Here is a 25351-nt window from a genome sequence, read left to right as displayed (position 1 = left end):
GGAAAATACCAACAAATCACTCATCACTTATAACTTATAACTCAATCGCCTCATATTTCAGCCCGAAGACGTCGGCTACAGCTTTGTATGTTACTTTGCCTTCCACTACGTTCAATCCTTGCGCCAGAGCCGGGTCGTCCTTGCAGGCTTGTCTCCAGCCTTTACATGCCAGGGAAACAGTGTAGGGCAGGGTGGCATTTGTCAGTGCCATGGTGGAGGTGAAGGGTACGGCGCCGGGGATATTGGCAACGGCGTAGTGCACAATTCCATCCACAATGTAGGTAGGATCGCTGTGCGTAGTGGGATGGGAGGTCTCGAAACAACCGCCCTGGTCGATGGCTACGTCCACGAGTACGGTGCCGGGTTTCATCATCTTCAGCATTTCGCGGGTGATGAGATGCGGGGCCTTGTCACCGGGGATGAGGACGGAACCTACTACCATGTCGATGTTCGGCAATTCCATCTTGATGTTATGGGTGGAAGAATAGAGTGTCTTTACGTTTTTCGGCATCACTTCGCTCAGGTAACGCAGGCGAGGGAGGTTGATGTCTGCAATCAGCACCTCGGCACCCATTCCGGCAGCTATCTGTGCGGCATTGGTGCCCACGATACCGCCTCCGAGGACAAGTACGCGTGCGGGACGTACGCCTGTCACGCCACCCATCAGTTTTCCCTTGCCGCCTTGTGGCTTTTCAAGGAAGCGGGCTCCTACTTGGGTAGCCATACGTCCTGCCACCTCGCTCATGGGGGTAAGCAGCGGAAGTGAACGGTCTTCTTTTTCCACGGTTTCGTAGGCGATGCAGACGGCACCGCTTTCAATCATGGCTTCGGTCAGTAATTTATCGGCTGCAAAGTGGAAATAGGTGAATACCACTTGTCCCTTTTTAATCAGTTTGTACTCCGGTGTAATAGGTTCCTTTACCTTGACAATCATGTCGGCTGCGGCATACGTGTCTTCAATGGTCGGTAAAGTCTTTGCACCTACGGCGATGTAGTCATCGTCGGAGAAACCGCTGTTTGCGCCTGCCGTGGCCTGCACATACACCGTATGACCTTTTTTTACCAACTCGGCTACTCCGGCAGGGGTCATGCCCACGCGGTTCTCGTTGTTCTTGATTTCTTTAGGTACTCCGATAATCATAACCTTAAAGTTTTAATTGGGGGGTTAAACATGGCGCAATATAGCGATTTCCCGGCTTGGGTGTTATCGGTGCATCTATGTTCTTCAACAGAATTTTTATGCATGTTTTAATCAATGATAATTGCACCTTTCTGTAGGTAGAGAGAACTATTCTTTTTATATTTGCATGCATTTAAAATAATATTGACTGTACAAAATATGAAATATCCTATATTTTTCTCTCTTTTGTTCTTTATTGGTAGTGTGCAAAGCGGCTATGCCCAAGAAACCGATACAGACAAGACCTCCTTCACCCCGCCTTTTGATTTCCCCATCACCTTCTCCGGTAACTTCGGCGAGATACGTGCCAACCATTTTCATGGCGGACTGGATTTCAAGACCGGTGGAACCATAGGCAAGCCGGTACGCGCTCTGGCCGACGGATATATTTCGCGTATCCGCGTTACCCACGGTTCGGGCTATGTGCTCGATGTGGCTTATGACAATGGTTATTCGACGATAAACCGCCATTTGAGTGCCTTTGTGGGCGATGTGGCCCGCCGGGTTGAAGACTTGCAGTACGAGAAAGAAAGTTGGGAGGTGGAAATTACTCCCGAACCCGACGAATATCCCGTGAAGGCCGGTCAGATAATAGCTTTGAGCGGAAATACCGGATACTCTTTCGGTCCGCACCTGCATCTGGATATGATAGAGACGGCTACGGACGAATATATAGACCCGCTGCCTTTCTTCATGGACAAGGTGAAGGACAAGACTGCCCCGCGTGCCGAAGGTATCATGCTGTTTCCTCAGCCGGGAAAAGGAGTGGTGGAAGGCAAGCAGACGCGACGGGCTTTTCCGGCACATCCTACGAAACCCATTATCGCCTGGGGACTGATTGGTGCTGGCATCCGTGCCTACGATTATATGGACGGAGTGCAGAATAAATATGGCGTGAAGGCGGTGATTCTCGAAGTGGACGGCGAGGAAGTCTTCCGCAGTACGGTAGACCGCTTTGCCTATGAGGAGAACCGCTATATCAATTCGTGGACACACGGTCAGTACATGAAGTCTTTCATAGAGCCGGGCAACCGCCTTCGCATGCTGCAGGCATCCAACGGCAATCGCGGACTGGTGGACATCAACGAAGAACGCCCTTACCGGTTTGTCTATACGCTGAGAGATGCGCTGGGAAATATCTCCAAGGTCCGCTTCACAGTGCAGGGGCAGAAGACGACAATTGCTCCGGTGGAACATCGTGAGAAATACGCCCTCAAGTGGGACAAGGTGAACTATCTGCAGGAACCGGGGTTAGAATTGGTCATTCCGAAAGGAATGCTCTACGATAACGTCCTGTTGAACTATTCCGTGCGGGCTGATAGCGGTGATATAGCTTTCACCTATCAGTTGAACGATACCCGCATTCCGATGCACGATGCCTGCGATTTGCGTATCGGCTTGCGCCGGCGTCCGGTAGAGGATATGACCAAATATTATGTGGCGGGCGTAACGGCACGCGGTGGAAAATATCGCATTGGCGGTAAGTATGAGGATGGTGTCATGAAAGTGCGTATACGGGATTTGGGGACTTATACCGTGGCGGTGGATACGGTTCCGCCGGTGATAACTCCCCTAAACCAAGCCCAATGGGGACGTACGGGAAAAATCATCTTCAAGGCCAAGGACAAGGAAACCGGCATCAATACCTATCGGGGTACGATTGACGGGAAGTATGCCTTGTTTGGAAAGCCCAATTCCATCAGTGGTAACCTGGTGTGCGAGCTCGACCCGAAATATGTGGAGAAAGGCGGCAAGCATGTGGTGGAGATGACGGTGACGGATGGCTGTGGCAACCGTACCACCGGACAGTTTGAATTTGTATGGTAAAGACTGAAATATTTAGTAACATTATAATTTAGAAGTATGAAAAGTAAAAGACTGACTCTTTCCGTCTTGTTTGTTGTGGCAGCCGTGGCGAATGCACTGGCCTGCACCAATCTTATCGTGGGCAAGAACGCTTCTGCGGACGGTTCTACCATTGTTTCCTATTCTGCCGATTCTTATGGTTTGTTCGGCGAGTTGTATCATTATCCTGCCGGTATGCACAAGAAAGGTACGCTGATTGACATACACGAGTGGGACACCGGCAAATACCTTGGGCAGATAGAGCAGGCGCGTCAGACGTACAACGTCATCGGCAATATGAATGAGTTCCAGCTCACTATCAGTGAGACGACATTCGGCGGACGTCCCGAGCTGGTGGATACCACCGGCATCATCGACTACGGCAGTTTGATTTACCTCGGTCTGCAACGCTCACGCACCGCCCGCGAGGCCATCAAGGTGATGACCGAACTGGTGCAGGAATACGGCTATTACAGCAGTGGCGAGTCCTTTACCATTGCCGACCCCAACGAGATATGGATTATGGAGATGATTGGCAAGGGACTCGGTGTGCGCGGTGCCGTATGGGTAGCTGTCCGCGTACCTGATGACTGTATCTCCGCTCATGCCAACCAGAGCCGCATTCATCAGTTCAACATGAACGACAAGGAAAACTGTATGTACTCCGCCGACGTCATCTCCTTTGCACGTGAGAAGGGCTATTTTGACGGTGTGAACAAGGATTTCAGCTTTGCCAATGCCTATGCTCCGCTCGATTTCGGTGCCCGTCGCTATTGCGAGGCACGCGTATGGAGCTATTTCAATATGTTTACCGACCGCGGCAACGAGTTCCTGCCTTATATATTGGGTGAGACGGACACTCCGATGCCTCTGTTTGTGAAGCCCAACCGCAAGGTTTCCGTGCAGGATGTGAAGAACGCCATGCGCGACCATTATGAAGGTACTCCTCTCGACATCAGCAAAGATTTCGGCGCAGGCCCGTATCATACCCCGTACCGCCTTTCTCCACTCTCTTTCAAGGTGGGTGACCAGGAATACTTTAATGAACGTCCTATCTCCACCCAGCAGAGCGGTTTCGTATTCGTGGCACAGATGCGCTCCGAGTTGCCCGATCCTATCGGTGGAGTATTGTGGTTCGGCACAGATGATGCCAACATGACGGTATTTACGCCCGTATACTGCTGTACGGACAAGGTTCCCGTATGCTACACCCGTGTGGACGGCGCCGATTACATCACTTTCTCCTGGAACTCCGCTTTCTGGATTTTCAACTGGGTGGCCAATATGGTTTATCCCCGTTATGACTTGATGATGGGCGACGTGCGTGCCACTCAGACAGAGTTGGAGACAACCTTCAACGAAGCGCAGGAAGGCGTTGAGGCTGCTGCTGCCAAACTACTGGAAAAAGACCCTGCCAAAGCAAAGGCATTCCTTACCAACTATACGAACATGACTGCCCAAAGCACTTTCGATACTTGGAAACGTCTTGGCGAGTTTCTTGTCGTAAAGTATAATGACGGCGTTGTCAAACGTATGAAAAACGGTCAATTCGAACGTAATTCCATCGGCCAGCCGGCAGGCGTAATCCGCCCGGGATACCCGAAGGAGTTCCTTGAAGAGTATGTTAAGCAGACGGGAGACAGATATAAAATGCCTGAATAAAATTAGGATATTTGAACTTATTCTTCTACATTTGTGTCTTACAAAAAAGTTTATATTAACCCTTAAAACAATAACAGTCTTATGGAAAATCAGGAACTGATTAAGCAGGTGACTGAGAAAGCCGAAAAATGGCTTACCCCGGCATATGATGCCGAAACTCAGGCAGAAGTGAAACGCATGTTGGAAAATCCAGATAAAACCGAATTGATAGACAGTTTTTACAAAGACCTGGAGTTTGGAACGGGTGGTCTGCGTGGCATCATGGGTGCCGGTACAAACCGCATGAACATCTACACCGTAGGTGCCGCAACACAGGGCTTGTCCAACTATCTGAACAAATGTTTTGCCGGAAAGAAGGATATTTCCGTTGTTGTGGGGCACGACTGCCGCAACAATAGCGACAAGTTCGCAAAGATTTCTGCCGACATCTTCTCTGCAAACGGCATCAAGGTATATCTTTTTGATGACCTTCGTCCTACGCCCGAAGTTTCATTTGCCATTCGCCACTTCGGCTGCCAGAGCGGTATCAACATTACAGCCAGCCACAACCCCAGAGAATACAACGGCTACAAAGCTTATTGGGATGACGGTGCGCAGGTGCTCGCTCCGCACGACACGGCCATCATAGACGAGGTGAACAAGGTGACGGTGGCCGACATCAAGTTCAACGGCAACAAGGACTTGATTCAGATTATCGGCAAGGAAGTGGATAAGGTTTATCTGGAAATGGTTCACTCCATCTCTATCGACCCCGAAGTCATCCGTCGCCAGAAAGACCTCAGCATTGTGTATACTCCGCTTCATGGCGCAGGCCGCGTGCTTATTCCGGACTCATTGAAGGAGTGGGGATTTGAGAATATCAACTGCGTGCCCGAACAGATGGTGAAGGACGGCAATTTCCCGACAGTGGTTTCTCCGAATCCCGAAAATGCCGAAGCCCTTTCCATGGCCATTGCGCTGGCTAAGAAGATTGACGCTGACATCGTAATGGCAAGTGACCCGGATGCCGACCGTGTCGGTATGGCCTGCAAGGACGATAAGGGCGAGTGGGTGCTTATCAATGGTAACCAGACTTGTCTCATCTTCTTGTACTACATCATCAAGAACCGTATTGCAATGGGTAAGATGCAGCCGAACGACTTCATCGTGAAGACCATCGTGACCACCGAACTCATCAAGGCTGTGGCAGACAAGAACAAGATTGAAATGCGCGACTGCTACACCGGCTTCAAGTGGATTGCCCGCGAAATCCGTCTGAGTGAAGGTAAGCAGCAGTATATCGGTGGTGGTGAAGAAAGCTATGGCTTCCTGGCCGAAGACTTTGTCCGTGATAAAGACGCGGTTTCTGCCTGCTCTTTGCTGGCCGAAATCTGTGCTTGGGCCAAAGACCAGGGCAAGACACTCTATGACGTATTGATGGAAATCTATGTAGAATATGGATTCTCTAAGGAAACCACCGTGAACGTGGTGAAACCCGGTAAGAGTGGTGCCGAGGAAATCAAGGCGATGATGGATAACTTCCGTGCCAATCCTCCGAAGGAAATCGGTGGTTCGGCTGTCAGCCTGATTAAGGATTACAAGACGCTGGAACTGACTGATGCCCAGGGCAACGTAAGCAAGCTGGATATGCCCGAGACTTCCAATGTACTTCAATATTTCACTGTAGACGGCACGAAGATTTCTGTCCGTCCTTCCGGTACGGAACCGAAGATTAAGTTCTATATCGAGGTGAAGGGCGAGATGGGTTGTCCGAAATGCTATACCAGCGCCGATGCCGAAGCTGAGAAGAAAGTGGAGGCAGTGCGCAAGTCACTCGGCATTTGATAGGAAAGAGGAAAAAATGTGTATATAGTGTTCGGAGAGGCGTAACCCGTGAGGGCTGCGCCTCTTCCTTTTGCTTCTGTGTTGAAAGAAAACTTAAATAAAGACTTAAACCCGATGGTTGATGAACAAAACGTTTGCAGGGAAGTTTAGTATATGCAGATTGCGGTTACACACCGATTGGTTGATGTGAATGAGAGTCGTTTCATTCGTAGTTGTTCGTTTGTGAGTGTGTGTTTTCCGCAATTTGCTTTTTTAAATTTCTTCCCCCCTCTTTTTAATTCTTTAATTTTTAATTGTTCTCCATCCACCAGTCTATCAGCCTTCTTGCGATACTCAGCTTTCGTGGAATTTCGGGCAGGTTGTCTTTGGAATAGAAGGCGGCAGCGGTCAGCTCATCTTCCTGCAGTTTTATCTCCCCGCTTTCGTAGTCGGCAATGAAACCCACCATCAATCCGCTGGGGTAGGGCCAGGGCTGGTTGCTGAAGTAGGTGATGTTCTTTACCTTCAGCCCCGTTTCCTCAAAAACTTCCCGTTCCACACATTCTTCCAGTGTCTCGCCGGCTTCGAGGAAGCCTGCCACCAGTCCGTAGAAGGTTCCTCGGAAGTTCCGGGCATGCACCAGCAGGATTTCGTTTCCTTTGCGTATCAGTACGATGATGGCGGTGGAAACGGGAGGGTACATCTCATTGCCGCAGTTGGGACACTTCTTCATGATGGGGGTCTGGTGCTCCATGGCGGTGCCACACACGGGGCAGAAGTGGCTGTGCTCGTCCCAATAGAGTATCTGGAAGGCCTTTCCTGCAGAACGGTACTCGTCCGGCGAGATGTAGTCGTACGATGCGCGCAGGCCTATCATGACCCATTCGTCGGTTTCGGTCACGGGCTGTTCCAAGGCAAATGCACGTACTTGCTTGCCGTTGGGGGGGAACACTTCGTGTATATTACTTCCGGCTTCCGGTGTCAGAGGAGGCTCTATACTGACGGGTACGCTGTATTTTATTTCTCCTTTGTCTGTATATCCTTTTTTCAGCAGCAGTTGGTCTTTGAAGAAGACGAACCACTGCGTGCAGGGTTGGGGTTCTGTTGATTTTTCCATTGTTTGTTGTTTTATTATTTTTGGGGGGATGAACACGAAAATACAAAGGCACAGAGATTCTTTTCAAAGAGATAAAGCATTAATTTCTATGTCTCTGTGTCTCTGTGCTTGCCCCCCTAAATTTCGTTTGCTGTGTCTTTTTCTTGTCGCACATAGACCGTTGACCTTCCCATTCCGCGGCGGCGCAGGAACCCTTGCCGGATGAAGTTGTTTAGTTCGTCTATGGCGGCATGTCTGGTTAGTCCGCTTAGCTGGATGTATTCGTTCTTGTTGATACATACATTCTGCTTGAGGAACAGTTCCAGTTCGGCTTTTCTTGTTTCTTCGGTGGTCTCTACTACTTTTTTCGATTTCTTGGTAGTGGAGTGTACACGTTCCAACGTCATTTTCTTCTTGATGTTGTTGCGGAACGTGCTGCTGATGCGCAGGTGTACGTTTTGGAATTGGACGGATTCGGAGCGGATTTTCTTTTTCTCGTCGTCGGTCTCGCGCAAGCATTTCAGTGAAGTGCTGAAGAATCCGAGTTCTCCCAGCTCCACGATGTTTCCGTTGGCCAGCAAATCGCACAACTCGTCAATGCAGGCATCCAATGCTGCCCCTATCACATTCTTGGGCAGATGTTGGAAAGTTGCGATATGTTCCACAAACTCCTTTTGGGTATAAGTCCTTTTCGGGCAGATACGTGCATGGAGTGATTTCTTGTCTTCTTTCCCGTCGGGCGAAGGCGTTTCGTAAAGGTCGTAATACGCGCTCATAAGATATTTATTTTTGTTTATAGCGATAAACAGTTCTCGTCGCTTCGGGGAATTATTTTTGTCGCTAAGCAGATTAATTTTCTTCTTCCTAAAAACTAATCGTCCGACAACTGTTGCATTATCGTCCAACAGTTGTTTAATTATCGTCCGACAGCTGTCGGACGAAACAGAAATGGGTATGGGACGATTAATTCTTAGTGAACAAAGGTATAAAATATAGTGATACGAAGAGTAGTGTTTGGGGAAGAAAGTTTTAGTTTTCGGCAAAAGAGGGATATTGGGAATGATAATTAGTTTTTGGAAATAAAAAATCCCCCGTTAAGGACGAGGGAACCTAATGTTTTCACAACGGAATAATCCTTATTGTGACTTGCTTCATTTTAGTATGACAAATGTATAAAATAAATATGGAAATACAATGCTTATATTGAAAAAAAAAATACCTTTGAAGAAAATATTCAAAATATAATACTATGAGAACGATACTTGGATTGGATTTGGGAACCAATAGTATAGGATGGGCTGTAATAAACTCTGTAATTAAAGAACAGACCGAGAGAATTTGGATAGAAATGGCTGGCAGTAGAATAATTCCGATGGATGCTGCTATCTTGGGAGACTTTGACAAAGGGAATTCTATATCACAGACAGCTGAAAGAACCCGTTTTAGAGGGGTGCGTCGATTGAGAGAGCGACAATTACTACGCCGTGAACGGTTGCATAAAGTTTTGAAGATTCTTGGCTTCCTGCCGGAACACTATTTAAAAGGAATAGATTTTGAAAAGCATACGGGTAAATTCTTGTCAGGCAGCGAACCGAAATTGCCATGGGTAAAGGATAGATGGGGAAAATACTCTTTTTTATTTCAGACAGCGTTTAATGAAATGTTGGCGGATTTTGCAAAACACCAACCTTCATTGGTTTTTGATGGTAAAAAAATCCCTTATGACTGGACAGTTTATTATCTCCGTAAGAAAGCTTTGACAGAAATGATAAGTAAAGAAGAACTGGCATGGATTCTTTTGAACTTTAATCAGAAACGTGGTTATTATCAGCTTAGAGGAGAAGAGGAGGAAGACAATGCAGGAAAATCTGTTGAATTTTATGCATTGAAAGTCTTGTCGGTGGAAGCGACTGATGAAAAGAAAGGCCGGGATATATGGTATAATGTACATCTGGAGAATGGATGGGTATATCGTAGAAGCAGTAATGTCCCATTGGACTGGGAAGGACGGGTAAAAGAGTTTATTGTCACTACTGACTTAAATCCGGACGGTACTCCAAAGCTTGATAAGTATGGTGAGGTGAAGCGTTCTTTCAGAGCGCCTAAAGAGGATGATTGGATGTTAATAAAGAAAAGGACCGAAGCTGACATTACCGGTACTCATAAAACGATTGGGAGTTATATATATGATGCTTTGTTGCAGGAGCCACAACAAAAGATAATAGGAAAATTGGTGAAAACAGTAGAACGAAAGTTTTACAAGGAGGAACTGAACTTTATTTTGCAGAAGCAATGTGCTTTTCATGCAGAATTGCAGGATAGAGATTTATACATGAGGTGTATTGAAGCGTTGTATCCGGGTAATGAAGTGCAACGGAGAAATATAGCTAACCGGGACTTTATCTATTTGTTAATAGATGATGTCTTGTTTTATCAAAGGCCGTTGAAAACCAAAAAGTCATTGATAGCTAATTGCCCTTATGAGGAAAATGAATATGTAAACCGCAAAACAGGTGAAATCAAAACAGCTCCGTTAAAGTGTATAGCCAAGTCACATCCTCTTTTTCAGGAATTCCGTTTATGGTATTTCCTTTCCAATATTCGGGTATATCAAAAGGAAAGGGAAGTAAATGGAACTTTACATTTGGATGTGGATGTGACAACGGAGTTTTTGAAAACAGAAGATGATTATGTGGCTCTATTTGATTGGCTGAACTCTCGAAAGGAAATAGATCAGAAAGCTTTTCTGAGATATCCTGCGTTTGGACTGAAAAAGGAAATAAATAATTATCGTTGGAATTATGTCGAGGATAAGTTCTACCCATGTAATGAGACGAGACATGCGATTCTTTCCCGTTTGGAAAAGGCCGGTATTGGTATTGACTTTTTATCTGATGAAAAAGAAACAGCCTTGTGGCATATCTTATATTCTGTAAGTGACAAGCAGGAAATAGAGAAAGCATTGGCGACTTTTGCGGTTAAGAACGGATTGAATGAATCCTTTGTGGAAGTGTTCAAGAAGTTTCCTCCTTTCAAGTCTGAATATGGCGCTTATTCTGCCAAGGCGATAAAGAAGTTGTTGCCTTTGATGAGGTGCGGAAAGTATTGGGATATGTCGTTGATTGATGGTACAACCAAGGAAAGAATAGAAAGGATAATAGCAGGTGAGTGTGATGAGAGTATAGGTGCCAAGGTTAGAGAAAAGGCGATGAACTTGTCGGATATATCTTGTTTTAAGAGGCTTCCGTTGTGGTTGGCTTGTTATGTAGTGTATAATCGTCATTCCGAAGATAAAGAAATAACCAAATGGGAAACCCCTGCTGATATTGATGCTTATCTGGCTGCTTTTAAGCAACATTCACTACGAAATCCTATCGTAGAACAAGTGATAACCGAGACATTGAGAGTTGTCAGGGATATTTGGAAACAGGTTGGGAAAATTGATGAAATCCATATTGAGTTAGGGCGCGAGATGAAAAATCCTGCGGACAAGCGAAAAAGAATGACTACTCAGATTCTGGAGAATGAAAATGCCAATTTACGTATAAAGGCATTGCTTGCTGAATTTGTGAATCCGGAATATGGGGTAGAGAATGTCCGTCCCTATTCACCAAGTCAACAAGAAATATTGCGGATTTATGAGGATGCAGTTTTAAAGGGGGAAGAACAGATTCCGGAAGATATAGATGTGATATTGAAAAAATTCAATACCAGTAAATTACCGACGAAATCAGAATTCTTGCGTTATAAATTATGGCTGGAACAGAAATATCGTTCACCTTATACCGGTGAGCTGATACCTTTGGCTAAATTATTTACTGCTGCGTATGAGATAGAACATGTTATACCTCAATCCCGCTATTTTGATGATTCATTCTCTAACAAAGTGATATGTGAATCTGCTGTGAACAAGTTGAAAGATAATCAACTGGGATATGAGTTTATCAAGAATCATCATGGACAGAAAGTGGAAGTGGGTTTTGGAAAGACAGTAGAAATCTTTTCTGTGGATAGTTACGAACGTTTTGTAAAAGAACAATATGCAAAATCGGGCATAAAAATGAAGAAATTGTTGATGGATGATATTCCCGAGCAATTTATTGAACGCCAATTAAACGATAGTCGGTATATCAGTAAGGTTGTCAAAGGACTTTTGTCGAATATCGTTCGTGAAAAGAATGATAGCGGTGAATATGAACCGGAGGCTGTTTCAAAAAACATATTAGTTTGTACAGGAAGCGTGACGGACAGGCTGAAAAAGGATTGGGGCATGAATGACGTCTGGAATAGTATTGTAAGTCCTCGTTTTGAACGTTTAAATGCTTTGACCGAAACCCAGTGTTTTGGACATTGGGAGAATAAAGACGGAAAAAAAGTTTTTCAAACAGCAGTGCCCCTTGAATATCAGAAAGGATTCAGTAAGAAGCGTATAGACCATCGGCATCATGCTATGGATGCAATAGTAATAGCTTGTGCTACACGGAATCATGTAAACTATCTGAATAATGAGTCTGCAAGCCGGAATGCGAAAATTTCCCGTTATGATTTGCAGAGACTGTTGTGTGATAAGAGTAGGGGGGATGGTAATGGTAATTATAGATGGATTATAAAGAAACCATGGACTACTTTTACGCAAGATGCAAGGGAAGCGTTGAGTGGGATAATAGTTAGCTTGAAACAGAATTTGCGTATAATAAATAAAACAACCAATATCTATCAACATTTTGATGCAAATGGGACTCGTGTTTATGAGAAACAGAAAATCGGTGATAGTTGGGCTATCCGTAAACCGATGCACAAAGATACGGTTTTTGGAGCGGTAAATTTAAGAAAGGTAAAGGTGGTACGCCTATCTGTCGCTTTGGATACTCCTTCTATGATTGTTGACAAAAGAGTAAAAAATAAGGTTCTTGAATTGTTATCATATAAGTATGATAAGAAGAAAATTGAAAAATATTTCAAAGAGAATGCTTTCTTGTGGAAAGAGCTGGATATAGCCAAAGTCGCTGTTTATTATTTTACGGAAAATACTACTGAACCTTTAGTTGCAGTACGTAAATCATTGGACTCAACTTTCAATGAGAAGAAGATAGCATCGGTGACGGATACTGGCATACAGAAAATACTCCTGAATCATCTGAAATCAAAAGAAGGAAAGGCGGAGTTGGCTTTTTCTGCAGAAGGTATAGAAGAAATGAACCGTAATCTTTTACAACTGAATGATGGTAAAGGACATCAGCCTATATATAAGGTGAGGGTGTATGAACCGCGTGGAAATAAATTTAAAGTCGGTGTACTTGGCAATAAAGGTGCCAAATGGGTGGAAGCTGCTAAAGGTACTAACTTGTTCTTTGCTATTTACATAACAGAAGATGGAAACAGAACGTATGAGACTATTCCTTTAAATTGGGTTATAGAGCGTGAGAAACAAGGGCTTGTTCCTGTACCGGACAGAAATGAAAAGGGAGATAAATTATTGTTTTGGCTGTCTCCTAATGATTTGGTATATCTGCCAACCGAAGAAGAGCGGGATTTTGGTAGGATAAATGAACCGATAGATAGGGGGAGGATTTATAAGATGGTTTCATCTTCTGGTAATCAATGCTTTTTTATACCTCAAAGTATATCAAATGCTATTATTTCCACTAAAGAATTAGGTTCTAATAATAAAGCAGAAAAATCATGGGATGGTGAAATGATAAAGAATATTTGTATTCCAGTAAAAGTTGATAGGTTAGGCCGTATTATAGAAGTTAAGTATAGAGTAAATGAATAATATAAAGTTGTTTCAAGAGAAAAAGATCCGTTCCGTATGGAACGAGGAAGAACAGCAATGGTATTTCTCTGTTGTAGATGTAGTTGGTGTATTGACTGATAGTGTGAATCCTACGGATTATCTGAAGAAGATGCGAAAACGGGATGAAGAACTGGCTACTTACCTGGGGACAACTTGTCCCCAGGTAGAAATGGTGACAGATACAGGAAAAAAACGAAAAACGTTGGCGGCAAATGTGCAGGCTTTATTCCGCATCATTCAATCTATTCCTTCTCCTAAAGCTGAACCTTTCAAGCTTTGGTTAGCACAAGTAGGTTATGAGCGTGTACAGGAAATAGAAAATCCGGAATTGGCTCAAGAGCGCATGAAAGAACTATATGAGCAAAAAGGTTATCCAAAAGATTGGATTGACAAACGTTTGAGAGGAATCGCCATTCGTCAGAATTTGACGGATGAATGGAAAGAAAGGGGAATCACGGAAAAAAGTGATTATGCCATTCTTACGGCAGAAATATCTAGAGCAACGTTTGGATTGACTCCTTCGGATTATAAAATATATAAGGGGCTGACGAAGAAAAATCAGAATCTTCGTGACCACATGTCTGATTTGGAGTTGATATTTACAATGCTTGGAGAACGTGTCACAACGGAAATTTCTCAGAAAGAAAAACCAGATACATTTACTAAAAGTAAGCAAGTAGCACAACGTGGAGGAAATGTAGCCGGAGTAGCACGTGAACAAGCTGAAAAAGAGTTGGGTAGAAGTGTTGTTTCTCCTGAAAATTTTCTGTTGGATTCTGATAAACAGAATGATACTTTAGAGCTTCCTTTTCTTGAAAATGATGAATGAATAACTTGTAAAGTCTATATGCTATGATTAAGAAAACACTTTATTTTGGGAATCCGGTCTATTTGTCTTTAAAAAATGCCCAGTTGGTGATTAAATTGCCGGAGGTGGTGAAGAACAGTGCTTTACCCGAAGGGTTCAAACGAATGTCCGAAGTGACTAAGCCAATAGAAGATATTGGAGTAGTGGTGTTGGACAATAAGCAGATAACCATTACTTCGGGAGTATTGGAAGCTTTGCTTGAGAATAATTGTGCAGTCATAACCTGCGATTCTAAAAGTATGCCGGTTGGTTTAATGCTTCCTTTGTATGGGAATACTACACAAAATGAAAGGTTTCGTCATCAACTTGGTGCGTCTCTACCATTGATGAAACAACTTTGGCAGCAAACAATAAAAGCCAAAATAGAGAATCAGACGGTAGTATTGCATGAATGTGCTGGAGAAGAAATAAAGTGTATGAAGGTGTGGGCTGCAGATGTAAAGAGTGGAGATTCTGATAATTTGGAGGCTCGTGCAGCTGCTTATTATTGGAAGAATTTGTTTAAAATAGAAGGCTTTACAAGGGATAGAGAAGGTATTCCTCCTAATAATTTGTTAAATTATGGGTATGCTATTTTGAGGGCAGTTGTTGCTCGTGCTTTGGTGACAAGTGGGCTTCTACCTACTTTGGGAATACATCATCATAATCGTTATAATGCTTATTGTCTGGCAGATGATATAATGGAACCTTATCGCCCTTATGTGGATAGGTTGGTATATGATATATTCAAGGAAGCAGAACCGAATTGTGTTGAATTGACGAGAGAATTGAAAGCGAGGTTACTGACAATTCCTACATTAGAGACTGTTATTTCGGGAAAACGTAGTCCGTTGATGGTAGCTGTTGGGCAGACTACGGCTTCTCTGTATAAATGTTTCAGTGGTGAGTTGCGTAAAATATCCTATCCAGAGATGTGATGGACCGGTTTAGTGAATATCGCATTATGTGGGTATTAGTGTTGTTTGATTTGCCTACCGAAACCAAGAAGGATAAAAAGGCGTATGCGGAATTTAGAAAAAATCTGCAAAAGGATGGATTTACGATGTTCCAGTTCTCTATATATGTTCGTCATTGTGCGAGTTGTGAGAATGCGGAGGTACATATAAAAAGAGTTAAATCTTTCTTACCGGACTATGGAAGTGTCGGAATTATGTGCATTACGGACAAGCAATTTGGAAATATAGCACTTTTTTATGGGAAAAAGACTGTGGATGTGAATACGCCTGGACAACAATTAGAATTATTCTAAAAAAATCCCGCGCAATGGCGGGATTTTTTTAGAAGCAGCATTCTTTTTTTATATTCTAATACTATGTGTAATCGTTTGAATATTAGATTATTACTTGTAATCAGCTGTTTCCAATGGTTCAAAGATACTAAAATGAAAGCAAATCACAACAGTTACCAGCTTTTTTAATGTCCGTAGTACGCTGTTTCCAATGGTTCAAAGATACTAAAATGAAAGCAAATCACAACAAGAGCGTAGCCGCGTCCATAGCGTTAAGAGCTGTTTCCAATGGTTCAAAGATACTAAAATGAAAGCAAATCACAACCCTATACATGCCATATTATTTTTTCCTTTCGCTGTTTCCAATGGTTCAAAGATACTAAAATGAAAGCAAATCACAACGTAGGTGCACAAGCCCCCTTGGAGTGCTCGGCTGTTTCCAATGGTTCAAAGATACTAAAATGAAAGCAAATCACAACAAGACCCGGCTATTAAGCGCTGGCGCGTTTGCTGTTTCCAATGGTTCAAAGATACTAAAATGAAAGCAAATCACAACACAAGGAAGACATGGAATTAAGCTGCTGGGGCTGTTTCCAATGGTTCAAAGATACTAAAATGAAAGCAAATCACAACTCTTGTGATGCCTCTACAGCTTCACCATTAGCTGTTTCCAATGGTTCAAAGATACTAAAATGAAAGCAAATCACAACGCCCGTGCCCTTCTTCTTATCGTCAAGGTTGCTGTTTCCAATGGTTCAAAGATACTAAAATGAAAGCAAATCACAACGAGGCAGAAGCGCAATAAATATCTGCTTTTGCTGTTTCCAATGGTTCAAAGATACTAAAATGAAAGCAAATCACAACTCAGTCATGTTCGCGCTCTTATACACAACAGCTGTTTCCAATGGTTCAAAGATACTAAAATGAAAGCAAATCACAACTTGCAAAGCTTGTGGGGTAAGATGGTAGCGGCTGTTTCCAATGGTTCAAAGATACTAAAATGAAAGCAAATCACAACGGCATATCGAATAGCGCAAAGATTGACGATGCTGTTTCCAATGGTTCAAAGATACTAAAATGAAAGCAAATCACAACGGCTTGGGCGCTCCATTGGTTTGTACCGAGGCTGTTTCCAATGGTTCAAAGATACTAAAATGAAAGCAAATCACAACGAAGCCGAACAAATCAAAGAAGCCTAAATTGCTGTTTCCAATGGTTCAAAGATACTAAAATGAAAGCAAATCACAACAAATGGATATATCGCATAACAGCGATTAACGCTGTTTCCAATGGTTCAAAGATACTAAAATGAAAGCAAATCACAACTATATAAGGACATTGAACAAACGCTTACCTGCTGTTTCCAATGGTTCAAAGATACTAAAATGAAAGCAAATCACAACTAGGTCTTCCAGCAGCCACCACAAGCTTATGCTGTTTCCAATGGTTCAAAGATACTAAAATGAAAGCAAATCACAACCCTCCGATGGGTAGGCGGCTTGTAAGGCTTGCTGTTTCCAATGGTTCAAAGATACTAAAATGAAAGCAAATCACAACAATTATGTGTTAGATAAGCTTATTGAAGAGCTGTTTCCAATGGTTCAAAGATACTAAAATGAAAGCAAATCACAACGCAATCTTTTCCAATCGCTCAATGAATCTTGCTGTTTCCAATGGTTCAAAGATACTAAAATGAAAGCAAATCACAACGTGTGTGCGTGTCTGTGTGTATTTGTTTTCCAAAGATAGTGAATCTTAATAAGACTCTCTCTGATTTCCCTACTATTTTGTATCTTTACACGCTTTTCTTTATACATGAGTACTGACTATAAATAAATCATATTGTGGAAATAACCCAACGCATTCGTCTCCTCCTTTCCGAAATGAACCGGGGAGTATACGAAAAAGAAACTGAAATAAACCTCTCCCTGCTAGCAGCTCTGGCAGGCGAGAGCATTCTGCTCCTGGGACCTCCGGGAGTAGCCAAGTCAATGGTAGCCAGGCGGTTAAAATCGGCTTTTACAGATGCCCGTGCCTTTGAATACCTGATGTCCCGCTTCTCTACGCCCGACGAGATTTTCGGTCCTGTCAGCATTAGCCGACTGAAAGAATCCGACAAGTATGAACGTGCCATCGACGGCTATCTGCCCACAGCCGATGTCGTGTTTCTGGACGAAATATGGAAAGCAGGCCCTGCCATACAGAACACTCTGCTGACCGTCATCAACGAGAAACTTTTCCGCAACGGCGACAAGGAACTGCATCTCCCCCTCAAACTGCTCGTAGCTGCCAGTAACGAACTGCCCGCTCAAGGCGAGGGACTGGAAGCCCTATGGGACCGCTTCCTTATCCGCATTCTCTGCACCTGCGTCAAGCAGGAAGAATCTTTCTACAAAATGCTGCTGGACGATTCTGCCGACCATCCGGAAACGACTGCTTGCGAATGGCAAATCTCCGACCGCGAGTATGCCGAATGGCAAGCTGAGATACGCCGCGTAACCTTGCCTCTCGATGTTCTTTCCTGCATCACAGCCATTCGCCACGGACTGACAAGCGTAGAGATGCAAGACTCCGACCTGCGCCGCAATGTCTACGTCAGCGACCGCCGCTGGAAGAACATCGTGAAGCTGCTCAAGACCTCCGCCTTCGTCCACGGCCGCACGGAAGTCTCCATGACCGACCTGCTTCCCGTCTACTACTGCCTATGGAGTGAGCCTGATGAGAGCGTTGCCATCCGTGACATCGTTATCCGTGCCTTATTCGTGTCCCACACAAAACAGATTGCCGGTATCGCCTCCTCGCTGAAATCCGATTTGAAAGTCAGCCGTGTGCGCGAAGCCCTCGACAAAGCCCGCCTTGCCGGCGACCGTAGGGACGATGACCTGCTGATAACGGAACACTTCTACTACCAGGTGGAGAAACATGGTACGGGCAACACCTACATCTTTATCGTGGACTACAAAAATCTGAAGGAGTACAGCGCCAAAGATGCCCCCACCTTGGGCGTAATGTATGCCGACCCCATCAATCCCAAGCGTACCATCATCCGCGCCTTTGCCGACACCAGTGCCGTGAAAGAGGAAGGCACCGAACGCGTCACCCTCTACCGTGACGATAAGCATCTCTACATCAACGGTGTGCGCTTCCCCATGCGGCGTCTGCAACGAGGTGAGGAGCAACAACTCTGGCTGGGAAACCTCTCCGTCACCGACCGTGACTACGAGACGGAACTGGACACCGCCGCCACCAGCATAGACCGCCTGGTAAGAGATTTGTCCGACAACCTTTTCGTCTCCGAAGAAGACAAAAAGAGCGTAGCTCAATACGTCTCCATCGTCCGCAAGGAAATAGCCTGGGCGCGTGTGGACATGCGCAAACTGAGATATGGAGACGAATAATCCTCCAGTAACCAAGAAGAAGATGAACACTACCGTCACCCGATATGACACCGCCTTCTATGTGCAGGCACTGGACCGTTTCGTTGCCACCGGAGAGTGCGCAGAGACGGATACCGAGCCCTTGTATGCCTATCTACTCTCTGTGATGAACGACTCCATGGTCAAGGTGCAGGTGCTGGGCGATGAGGTCTGTGCACGTATCTTTTACGACACCATGATTCAGTTCATCCAATTGAACTTGGAGAAGGAGCGGTACAACCTCCGGAAAAGCCAGTCGGAACGGACCGGGATGAAGCTCGTGCTGGAATGGTCCATGGCAAAGCGGAAAGACGGCTGGCAAGCCTTGCTCCAGCAGATTTCCGACAAATACCGGGAGTACGGCTTCGACTCCCGTTTCTACCGCAGCCACTTCGGCACAGAAGGAGGATATGCGGACGATGAAGTCTGGGAGAAAATGGTGGACGACTGGGAAGACGCCTTCCAACTGAAGATGCACGAAGAAAAGGAGAAAGAGATTGCTTTCCGCAAAGATGCCCTCGAGCTCAGGCTCCGTTCCAATCTGAAAGACATCCCCGAGTACATCCGCCAGAACCGGGTGGATAAGGACGAATTCTTCCAGACCTGGGGCATGATGAGCGGCTTGTGGAATACTGTCGACTTTGAGCGTATACGGAAAATCGTGCGCATCCAGCGCTCTTGCCCCGAGATAGTGAAAGTGGCCCGCAAGATGGGGCGTATGGCAGACGACGAAGGACGTGAGCAAATCCGCGTTGCCGAGGGAAACGTCTACAAAATGGAGCACTCCTCCAAATGTGACATCCTGGGTATCAGTACCGGCAACGACCTCAATGCCCTGCTTCCCATTGAGCTTGCCCATTCCGCTGACAGTGAACTGGAAGATTTGTTCGTCTACAAATACCTTACTCGCAAGCTCCAGACCTTCCGTTATAAATCGGAAATCATGCAGCCTGCTCGGCGCATCGAAACCAAGCCCGCCCGTCCCAAAGGTCCGATGATTGTCTGTCTGGACACCTCGGGAAGCATGGCTGGCAAGCCGGAGAAGATTGCCCACTCCCTGCTGATAAAGCTCCTGGAGATAGCCGACCGTCAACGGCGGAACTGCTTTCTGATAGCCTTTTCCGTCTCCATCCATCCGATTGACGTAAGGAAAGAGCGGGCAAGGCTGCTCGAATTCTTCTCAAAGACAGCTTGCGGGGATACAGATGCCACCCGCATGCTGGAAGCCACGTTCCACCTGCTCAAAGAAGGCAAGGAGTATATGAATGCCGATGTGCTTTGGGTCAGCGATTTCAAGATTCCTCACTCTTCACCTGCCTTTATGGAGGAGATTCGCCGTTGTCGGGAAGCTGGTACACACTTCTACGGTCTGCAGATTGGCATCACGGACAATGAGTGGGCACCATTCTTCGACCGCATTTATCGGGTGGAATACACTCCTTCGCAACAGTATTAAAAGTTGATATTTACACCTCCCATCACCGTAGCTTTCGGCATGGGGAAGCCTGCATTGATTTCATAGCGTTGTGCCAGCAGGTTTTCACCCTTGACGAAGACGTCGGCAAAACTGCACAGACGGTAGTTGGCACGCAGGTTCCAGAGTACGAAGCTTTCCTGCTTCTCCTTACCCGGGGTGACCGAGGTATGGAGACCCTTCACGTATTGTATACCGGTAGATAGGCCCCAACGTCCTTGCGTAAAGTCCGCACCGGCATAGAGTTTATGCTCGGGAGCCGCCAGTACCGGATTCTCCATGTGCAGCCAGCTATAATTGGCATTCATCTGCCAGTGGCGGTTGATGCGGTATCCGAGGTTGGTTTCCACACCCCAGTTCTCTATCTCGCCGGAGTTGACGTTCTTGCGCAGGGCAGGGTCCGTCATGATGATGTTGTCCCCGTTGATGTAGTAGAGGTTCACCCCATAGGACATGGCCCCTCCCAAAAGCTGCCCCGTAAAGGAGAGTTCATAGTTCATCAGGCTCTCCGCTTTCAAATCGGGGTTCTGTGGAGGGAACATGTACATCTCCCGGATGGTGGGGTTACGGAATCCTTTGCTCACCATTGCTTTCAGTTCTGCCTGCCGCGGCAGATGGAAAGCCAGTCCCCCTTGGGGAATCCATTCCGTGCCTACGTGCGAATGGTGGTCTATGCGGACACCGGCGTCCAGTGAAAGCCAACTGTTGATGTCCTGCCTGAAATCCACATAGCCTGCAAATTCATCCATCTGCTTGTCCACGCCGGGGATGCGGTCACCAATCTGCTGTCCGGGTTTTGCCTCGTCGATGGCGACAACCTTGTTCCAGGACTCTCCGCCGAAGTGCTGGTAATCGAAACCTACGGTCAGGCGGTTGCCGGTGAAGAGCGTGGCGCTTTGATACCACGATATGCCCAGCATCCGGTCCTTGGAGTTGAAGTGCGACTTCTGGGGCTCTTCTCCGGGGTGGTAGCCGTCGTTAATCCTGTGCCGGCCCCAGTTATAGAAGAAGCTCACGGCGCCGGAAGTACGGTCGTAACGATTTTCCAGTGCGAAGGAGGTCATGCCGCGTGTGATGCGCGAGTCGTTGTCTATATACGGATTGTCGGCTTCGCCGGGATTGGAGGCGTTGAAGCGGGTGATGTTCACGTCGCCCCACAGCTTCCAGGTGTCGCTGAAGTCGTATCCCAGTTTGGCATAGCCGCCATACTGCTCAAACTCCATGTCGTCACGGTGTCCGTCGGTACGGTTGTACGAGCCGGTCACCACGCTGCTGAAACGCCCTTTCTTCACGCGGTTGGAGACTTCCGTCTGCAGGGTATTGTAGGAACCGTATCCTATCTGCGCATTGGTTTTCACCCCGTCCTCCTGCATCTTGCGGGTGACGATGTTGATAACCCCGCCCATTGCATTGGACCCATAGAGGACGGAGGCGGGACCGCGCAGCACTTCCACCCGTTCGGCCATCATGCTCTGGTAGGCGTCGGCGATGGGATGCCCCATCAGGCCCATGTATTGCGGGTGTCCGTCTATCAGCACCAGCAGGCTGGTCGTAGGTCCTCCGGCTGCGTTTACTCCGGCGCCTATCCCGCGCAGGCTCATGCCTCCTGCGGCTCCCGTGGATACGCCGTAGCCCATGATGCCGCGGCTTGTGGTGAAAAGTCCGGGCACCTGCTCGGTCAGTGTAGGCAGGATGGAGGGCTGGTAGGTCTGTTCCAGTTGCTGGCGGCCCACTACGGAGATGGTCATTGGCAGGTGGCGGATGTCTGTTTCATTTCTTGTCCCGGTCACTACGACTTCATCAAGCTTGTAGCTTTTCAGCCGGAGGCTGTCGGCAGGTGCGGACAGCATACTACCCGGAAGGGCGATACTTATTAAAATTGCGGTTAAAATCTTTTTATTCATCGTTTATCTATGGTTCTTTTTGCAAAGTTATACAAAAAGATGAATCTGTATATGATTGGTAATCCTCGAAATGAAAACGGATGTGGAAGATAACTCCGTTAAAGGGTTTCCTGCTTCAGCGCTTCCACAAATCGGTCTATCTCCTGCAGTTTCGCCGGGATGTCGATGCCTTGCGGACAGTGTGGGTTGCATTGGCCACAACCGGTGCAGCGGTTGGCTTGGCGGAGACGGGGAACACTGCGGTCATAGCCTATCAGGAAGGCGCGGCGTGCCTCGCGGTAATTCTCGTCCTGGCTGTTCTGCGGCACGTTGCCCTCGTTGATGCAGCGGTTGTAGTGCAGCAGGATGGCTGGAATATCCAGTCCATAGGGGCACGGCATACAGTATTTGCAGTCGTTGCACGGCACGGTGGGGTATTGCAGCATTCGCTGGGCGGTATCTTCCAGTAGGGTAAACTCCTCTTCCGTACATGGAACAAGCGGGGAGAAGGTACGCAGGTTGTCTTGCAGATGCTCCATGTACGTCATTCCGCTTAGTACGGTCAGTACATCGGGGAAAGTACCTGCGAATCGGAAGGCCCAGGAAGCCACGCTCTCCTGCGGACGGCGTTGTTTCAGACGTGCCATCAAGTGGTCGTTCAGGCGGGATAGGCGTCCGCCCAGCAGCGGCTCCATGATAACGGCGGGAATGTTGCGCTTCACCAGCTCGGCATATAGGTATTCGGCATCCGTGTTGCGGGTATTCACTTCTTTGGCATGTCGCCAGTCCACGTAGTTCAGTTGGATTTGTACGAAGTCCCATTTCAGTTCGTCGTGGCGGGAGAGCAGGTAGTCAAAGACTTCGATGTCTCCATGATAGGAGAATCCGAGGTTGCGGATGCGTCCGGCTTCGCGCTCTTTCAGCAGGAAGTCCAGCATGCCGTTGTCCAGATAGCGGGAACGGAGGGCTTCCATGCCGCCCATGCCGATGCCGTGCAGCAGGAGGTAGTCGATGTAGTCCACTTGCAGGTCGCGGAAGGAGCGGTGATACATGGCAAGGGACTCTTCGTGGCTGTGCGTGCTGGGACTGAAGTTGGACAGCTTTGTGGCAAGGAAGAATTTCTCCCGTGGATGGCGTTTTAAGGCAATGCCTGTGGCGCGCTCCGACAGACCTTGCACATAGGCGGGAGAGGTGTCGAAATAGTTCACTCCGTGAGCAATGGCATAGTCTATCAGGTCGTTCACGGCTTCCTGGTCTATTTCGTCTCCATTCCCATCGGCACGTTTCCGGGTGGGCCATCGCATGCATCCGTATCCCAGCAGAGAAACCCGGTCGCCCGTGTTGGGGTTGGTACGATAGGTCATCTTGCCGGTTGGTATCTCGCCCAGTGCGGCCGATTCGCTTTCCCCGTTGTTCTTGTTGCCCGAACAGCCGTATAGGGCTGCTGCCGAGGCAAGCGTTCCTGCACCGGCGAGTTTGAAGAAATCGCGGCGGTTTATCTTGTTCTTATTGTCTTCTTTCATTGTGATAGGACTGAAATTATAAATGGATATTAGGGTGATAAAGCTGCTTCAGACAGTTCTGTGCATCACATGGCCTTCCACATAAATGGCACTGAACGGACGCGACGGACAAAGGTTCTCGCATGCTCCGCATCCGATACAGCGTTCGGCGTTGACTACCGGTATCTTGATGGAGGCTTCGTCTTCCGGGTCTGAAGGAACCATCTGTATGGCACCGGCCGGACAATGGCGGGCACAGTTCCCACATTCCATTTTGTCTGTGATGCAGATGCAATTCTCCTTAATCCATACGGCATGACCGATTTGGACGGCCGATTTCTCGGCGAGGCTCGTCAGATGGATGGCATCGGTAGGACACACCTCCGCACACTTGGCGCATTCGGGGCGGCAGTAACCGCGTTCGTAGGACATTTCCGGCTGCATCAGTTTTGTCAAGTCCGAAGAAGGACGGAGCACTTGGTTGGGGCATACCGATACGCAGAGCTGGCAGGCTGTGCAGTGTTGTGCAAAGTGGCGGGCGCTCAGTGAGCCCGGAGGAGTGATGGGAGTGGCGCGCTCGGGGATTTTTTTGTCCTCGATGACAGCCAGTCCACCGTCCACTTTCTTCTCCTGCGCCTTGAGGGCTGCCGTAGCAGCAAACACGGCAGTTGTAGAGAGAAATGCGCGGCGGGCGTCGTTTACCTGCTCCGGTGCCACGGAGGTTTCCTGGGAGACTGCAGCGGAGGCCGGCTTGCGGCGTGTGTAAGTGATGGCACCTTTCCTGCACTTGTTGATACAGTCCATACATGCCACGCAACGGCTGTAATCTATTTCGTGTGCCTTGATGTTGATGCACGATGCCTTGCAGTTGCGGGCACAAAGTCCGCAACTGTTGCACTTCTTTGTGTCAATTACCGGTTTCAGCAAGGAATACTTCGAGAGGAAGCCAAGCACTGTACCTACCGGACAGATAGTGTTGCAATAGGTACGTCCGCCCCGCCATGCCAGCACGATGAGGACTACCAGAGTGACCGTGGCAATCAGCAGGGTAGGGAGACTCTTCATCCATACATCCGTTTCATAGAAGGCATAGCTGTCAGCACGTTCGGCCAGGTAGGCCAGTCCGTTGTTTGCCCACTGGTAGAGTGGGGAGAAAAGGCTGGAAACGATGCGCCCGTATGAGCTGTAAGGGGCCAGCAGCACGACAAAAGAGTTCAGTCCGCCGATAATGGCAAGTACGAATACTCCCAGCACACCGTAGCGTAGCCATTTCAGTGCGGACGAGTAGCGGAAACGGTTTTTCTTCCGTTTGGCGGAGAGCCAGGAAACAATGTCCTGGAATACTCCCAACGGGCAGATGACGGAGCAGTAGATGCGTCCGAATACCAAGGTCAGCACTGCAAGAAACAGTACTACACCGATGTTCAGTGCCAGCACGGCCGGCAGGAATTGTATCTTCGCCATCCATCCGAACCAGGCATGCAGTGTTCCCGTGAAGTCGAGGAACAACAGCGTGATGAGTGCGAAGAAGATGACGGCAAGGGTCAGTCTGATGGTACGTAGCATAAATGTATTGTATAGCGATTAGTATTCGTTC

General features: G+C 47.1%; 15 protein-coding genes and 1 CRISPR repeat array. Of the genes, 9 read left to right on the top strand and 6 right to left on the bottom strand.

Annotated elements, in window-relative coordinates; genetic code table 11:
• Window positions 1–34 precede the first annotated feature (34 nt).
• On the bottom strand, window positions 35–1141 hold the full coding sequence (ald, locus tag DWY55_RS15660) for an alanine dehydrogenase (protein WP_120178145.1): 1107 nt from the start codon (window positions 1139–1141) through the stop codon (window positions 35–37).
• Between the two features lie 198 nt (window positions 1142–1339).
• Between ald and DWY55_RS15655 the strand changes: the two genes are divergently transcribed.
• From DWY55_RS15655 to DWY55_RS15645, 3 genes are all read left to right on the top strand, one after another.
• A complete protein-coding gene (locus tag DWY55_RS15655) occupies window positions 1340–3007 on the top strand; it encodes a M23 family metallopeptidase (protein ID WP_243633668.1) in 1668 nt (555 codons plus the stop codon).
• Window positions 3008–3043: 36 nt separating this feature from the next.
• The gene (locus DWY55_RS15650) at window positions 3044–4687 is read left to right on the top strand and encodes a C69 family dipeptidase (RefSeq protein ID WP_120178143.1); all 1644 of its coding nucleotides are present in this window, start codon (window positions 3044–3046) and stop codon (window positions 4685–4687) included.
• An 81-nt stretch (window positions 4688–4768) separates the two neighbouring features.
• On the top strand, window positions 4769–6511 hold the full coding sequence (locus DWY55_RS15645; protein WP_008664768.1) for a phospho-sugar mutase: 1743 nt from the start codon (window positions 4769–4771) through the stop codon (window positions 6509–6511).
• A 289-nt stretch (window positions 6512–6800) separates the two neighbouring features.
• On the opposite strand, the gene nudC is transcribed toward DWY55_RS15645, so the two are convergent.
• Entirely contained in the window at window positions 6801–7607 is an 807-nt protein-coding gene (nudC, locus tag DWY55_RS15640; protein WP_117878510.1) for an NAD(+) diphosphatase, read from the bottom strand.
• Window positions 7608–7723: 116 nt separating this feature from the next.
• On the bottom strand, window positions 7724–8362 hold the full coding sequence (locus tag DWY55_RS15635) for an HU family DNA-binding protein (protein ID WP_005832241.1): 639 nt from the start codon (window positions 8360–8362) through the stop codon (window positions 7724–7726).
• 473 nt (window positions 8363–8835) lie between these two features.
• Here DWY55_RS15635 and cas9 point away from each other — a divergent pair, with 473 nt between their 5' ends.
• From cas9 to DWY55_RS15605, 6 genes are all read left to right on the top strand, one after another.
• On the top strand, window positions 8836–13362 hold the full coding sequence (gene cas9 / locus DWY55_RS15630; RefSeq protein ID WP_117878512.1) for a type II CRISPR RNA-guided endonuclease Cas9: 4527 nt from the start codon (window positions 8836–8838) through the stop codon (window positions 13360–13362).
• The gene (locus DWY55_RS15625) at window positions 13355–14212 is read left to right on the top strand and encodes a BRO family protein (RefSeq protein ID WP_005832239.1); all 858 of its coding nucleotides are present in this window, start codon (window positions 13355–13357) and stop codon (window positions 14210–14212) included. The genes cas9 and DWY55_RS15625 overlap by 8 nt, the downstream gene beginning before the upstream one ends.
• A 23-nt stretch (window positions 14213–14235) precedes the next feature.
• A complete protein-coding gene (cas1, locus tag DWY55_RS15620; protein ID WP_005832238.1) occupies window positions 14236–15168 on the top strand; it encodes a type II CRISPR-associated endonuclease Cas1 in 933 nt (310 codons plus the stop codon).
• A complete protein-coding gene (gene cas2, locus DWY55_RS15615; RefSeq protein ID WP_005832235.1) occupies window positions 15168–15500 on the top strand; it encodes a CRISPR-associated endonuclease Cas2 in 333 nt (110 codons plus the stop codon). The genes cas1 and cas2 overlap by 1 nt, the downstream gene beginning before the upstream one ends.
• Window positions 15501–15603: 103 nt before the next feature.
• Window positions 15604–17189: a CRISPR direct-repeat array (repeat unit 47 nt; unit sequence GCTGTTTCCAATGGTTCAAAGATACTAAAATGAAAGCAAATCACAAC).
• Window positions 17190–17323: 134 nt separating this feature from the next.
• Window positions 17324–18877 (top strand): AAA family ATPase, encoded by a 1554-nt coding sequence (locus DWY55_RS15610; RefSeq protein ID WP_117878514.1) that lies wholly within the window; start codon window positions 17324–17326, stop codon window positions 18875–18877.
• 22 nt (window positions 18878–18899) lie between these two features.
• Entirely contained in the window at window positions 18900–20351 is a 1452-nt protein-coding gene (locus DWY55_RS15605) for a hypothetical protein (protein ID WP_117878539.1), read from the top strand.
• Here the strand turns inward: DWY55_RS15605 and DWY55_RS15600 are convergent.
• From DWY55_RS15600 to DWY55_RS15590, 3 genes are all read right to left on the bottom strand, one after another.
• On the bottom strand, window positions 20348–22219 hold the full coding sequence (locus tag DWY55_RS15600; RefSeq protein WP_376787462.1) for a TonB-dependent receptor: 1872 nt from the start codon (window positions 22217–22219) through the stop codon (window positions 20348–20350). The genes DWY55_RS15605 and DWY55_RS15600 overlap by 4 nt on opposite strands.
• Window positions 22220–22371: 152 nt before the next feature.
• Window positions 22372–23775 (bottom strand): aldo/keto reductase, encoded by a 1404-nt coding sequence (locus DWY55_RS15595; RefSeq protein WP_117878518.1) that lies wholly within the window; start codon window positions 23773–23775, stop codon window positions 22372–22374.
• A 48-nt stretch (window positions 23776–23823) separates the two neighbouring features.
• Window positions 23824–25320 (bottom strand): 4Fe-4S binding protein, encoded by a 1497-nt coding sequence (locus DWY55_RS15590; RefSeq protein ID WP_022400807.1) that lies wholly within the window; start codon window positions 25318–25320, stop codon window positions 23824–23826.
• Window positions 25321–25351 lie beyond the last annotated feature (31 nt).

Source organism: Bacteroides sp. AF25-38AC (assembly GCF_003602995.1).
GTDB classification, from domain to species: domain Bacteria; phylum Bacteroidota; class Bacteroidia; order Bacteroidales; family Bacteroidaceae; genus Bacteroides; species Bacteroides uniformis.
The sequence above is the reverse complement of the archived record's forward strand: the minus strand, read 5'-3'. Positions and strand labels throughout refer to the sequence as shown.

Bases quoted from the DNA above. Each gene is read 5' to 3' on its own strand.
- ald (WP_120178145.1), bottom strand. From the start codon at position 1,141: ATGATTATCGGAGTACCTAAAGAAATCAAGAACAACGAGAACCGCGTG.
- DWY55_RS15655 (WP_243633668.1), top strand. From the start codon at position 1,340: ATGAAATATCCTATATTTTTCTCTCTTTTGTTCTTTATTGGTAGTGTG.
- DWY55_RS15650 (WP_120178143.1), top strand. From the start codon at position 3,044: ATGAAAAGTAAAAGACTGACTCTTTCCGTCTTGTTTGTTGTGGCAGCC.
- DWY55_RS15645 (WP_008664768.1), top strand. From the start codon at position 4,769: ATGGAAAATCAGGAACTGATTAAGCAGGTGACTGAGAAAGCCGAAAAA.
- nudC (WP_117878510.1), bottom strand. From the start codon at position 7,607: ATGGAAAAATCAACAGAACCCCAACCCTGCACGCAGTGGTTCGTCTTC.
- DWY55_RS15635 (WP_005832241.1), bottom strand. From the start codon at position 8,362: ATGAGCGCGTATTACGACCTTTACGAAACGCCTTCGCCCGACGGGAAA.
- cas9 (WP_117878512.1), top strand. From the start codon at position 8,836: ATGAGAACGATACTTGGATTGGATTTGGGAACCAATAGTATAGGATGG.
- DWY55_RS15625 (WP_005832239.1), top strand. From the start codon at position 13,355: ATGAATAATATAAAGTTGTTTCAAGAGAAAAAGATCCGTTCCGTATGG.
- cas1 (WP_005832238.1), top strand. From the start codon at position 14,236: ATGATTAAGAAAACACTTTATTTTGGGAATCCGGTCTATTTGTCTTTA.
- cas2 (WP_005832235.1), top strand. From the start codon at position 15,168: ATGGACCGGTTTAGTGAATATCGCATTATGTGGGTATTAGTGTTGTTT.
- DWY55_RS15605 (WP_117878539.1), top strand. From the start codon at position 18,900: ATGAACACTACCGTCACCCGATATGACACCGCCTTCTATGTGCAGGCA.
- DWY55_RS15600 (WP_376787462.1), bottom strand. From the start codon at position 22,219: ATGCTGTCCGCACCTGCCGACAGCCTCCGGCTGAAAAGCTACAAGCTT.
- DWY55_RS15595 (WP_117878518.1), bottom strand. From the start codon at position 23,775: ATGAAAGAAGACAATAAGAACAAGATAAACCGCCGCGATTTCTTCAAA.
- DWY55_RS15590 (WP_022400807.1), bottom strand. From the start codon at position 25,320: ATGCTACGTACCATCAGACTGACCCTTGCCGTCATCTTCTTCGCACTC.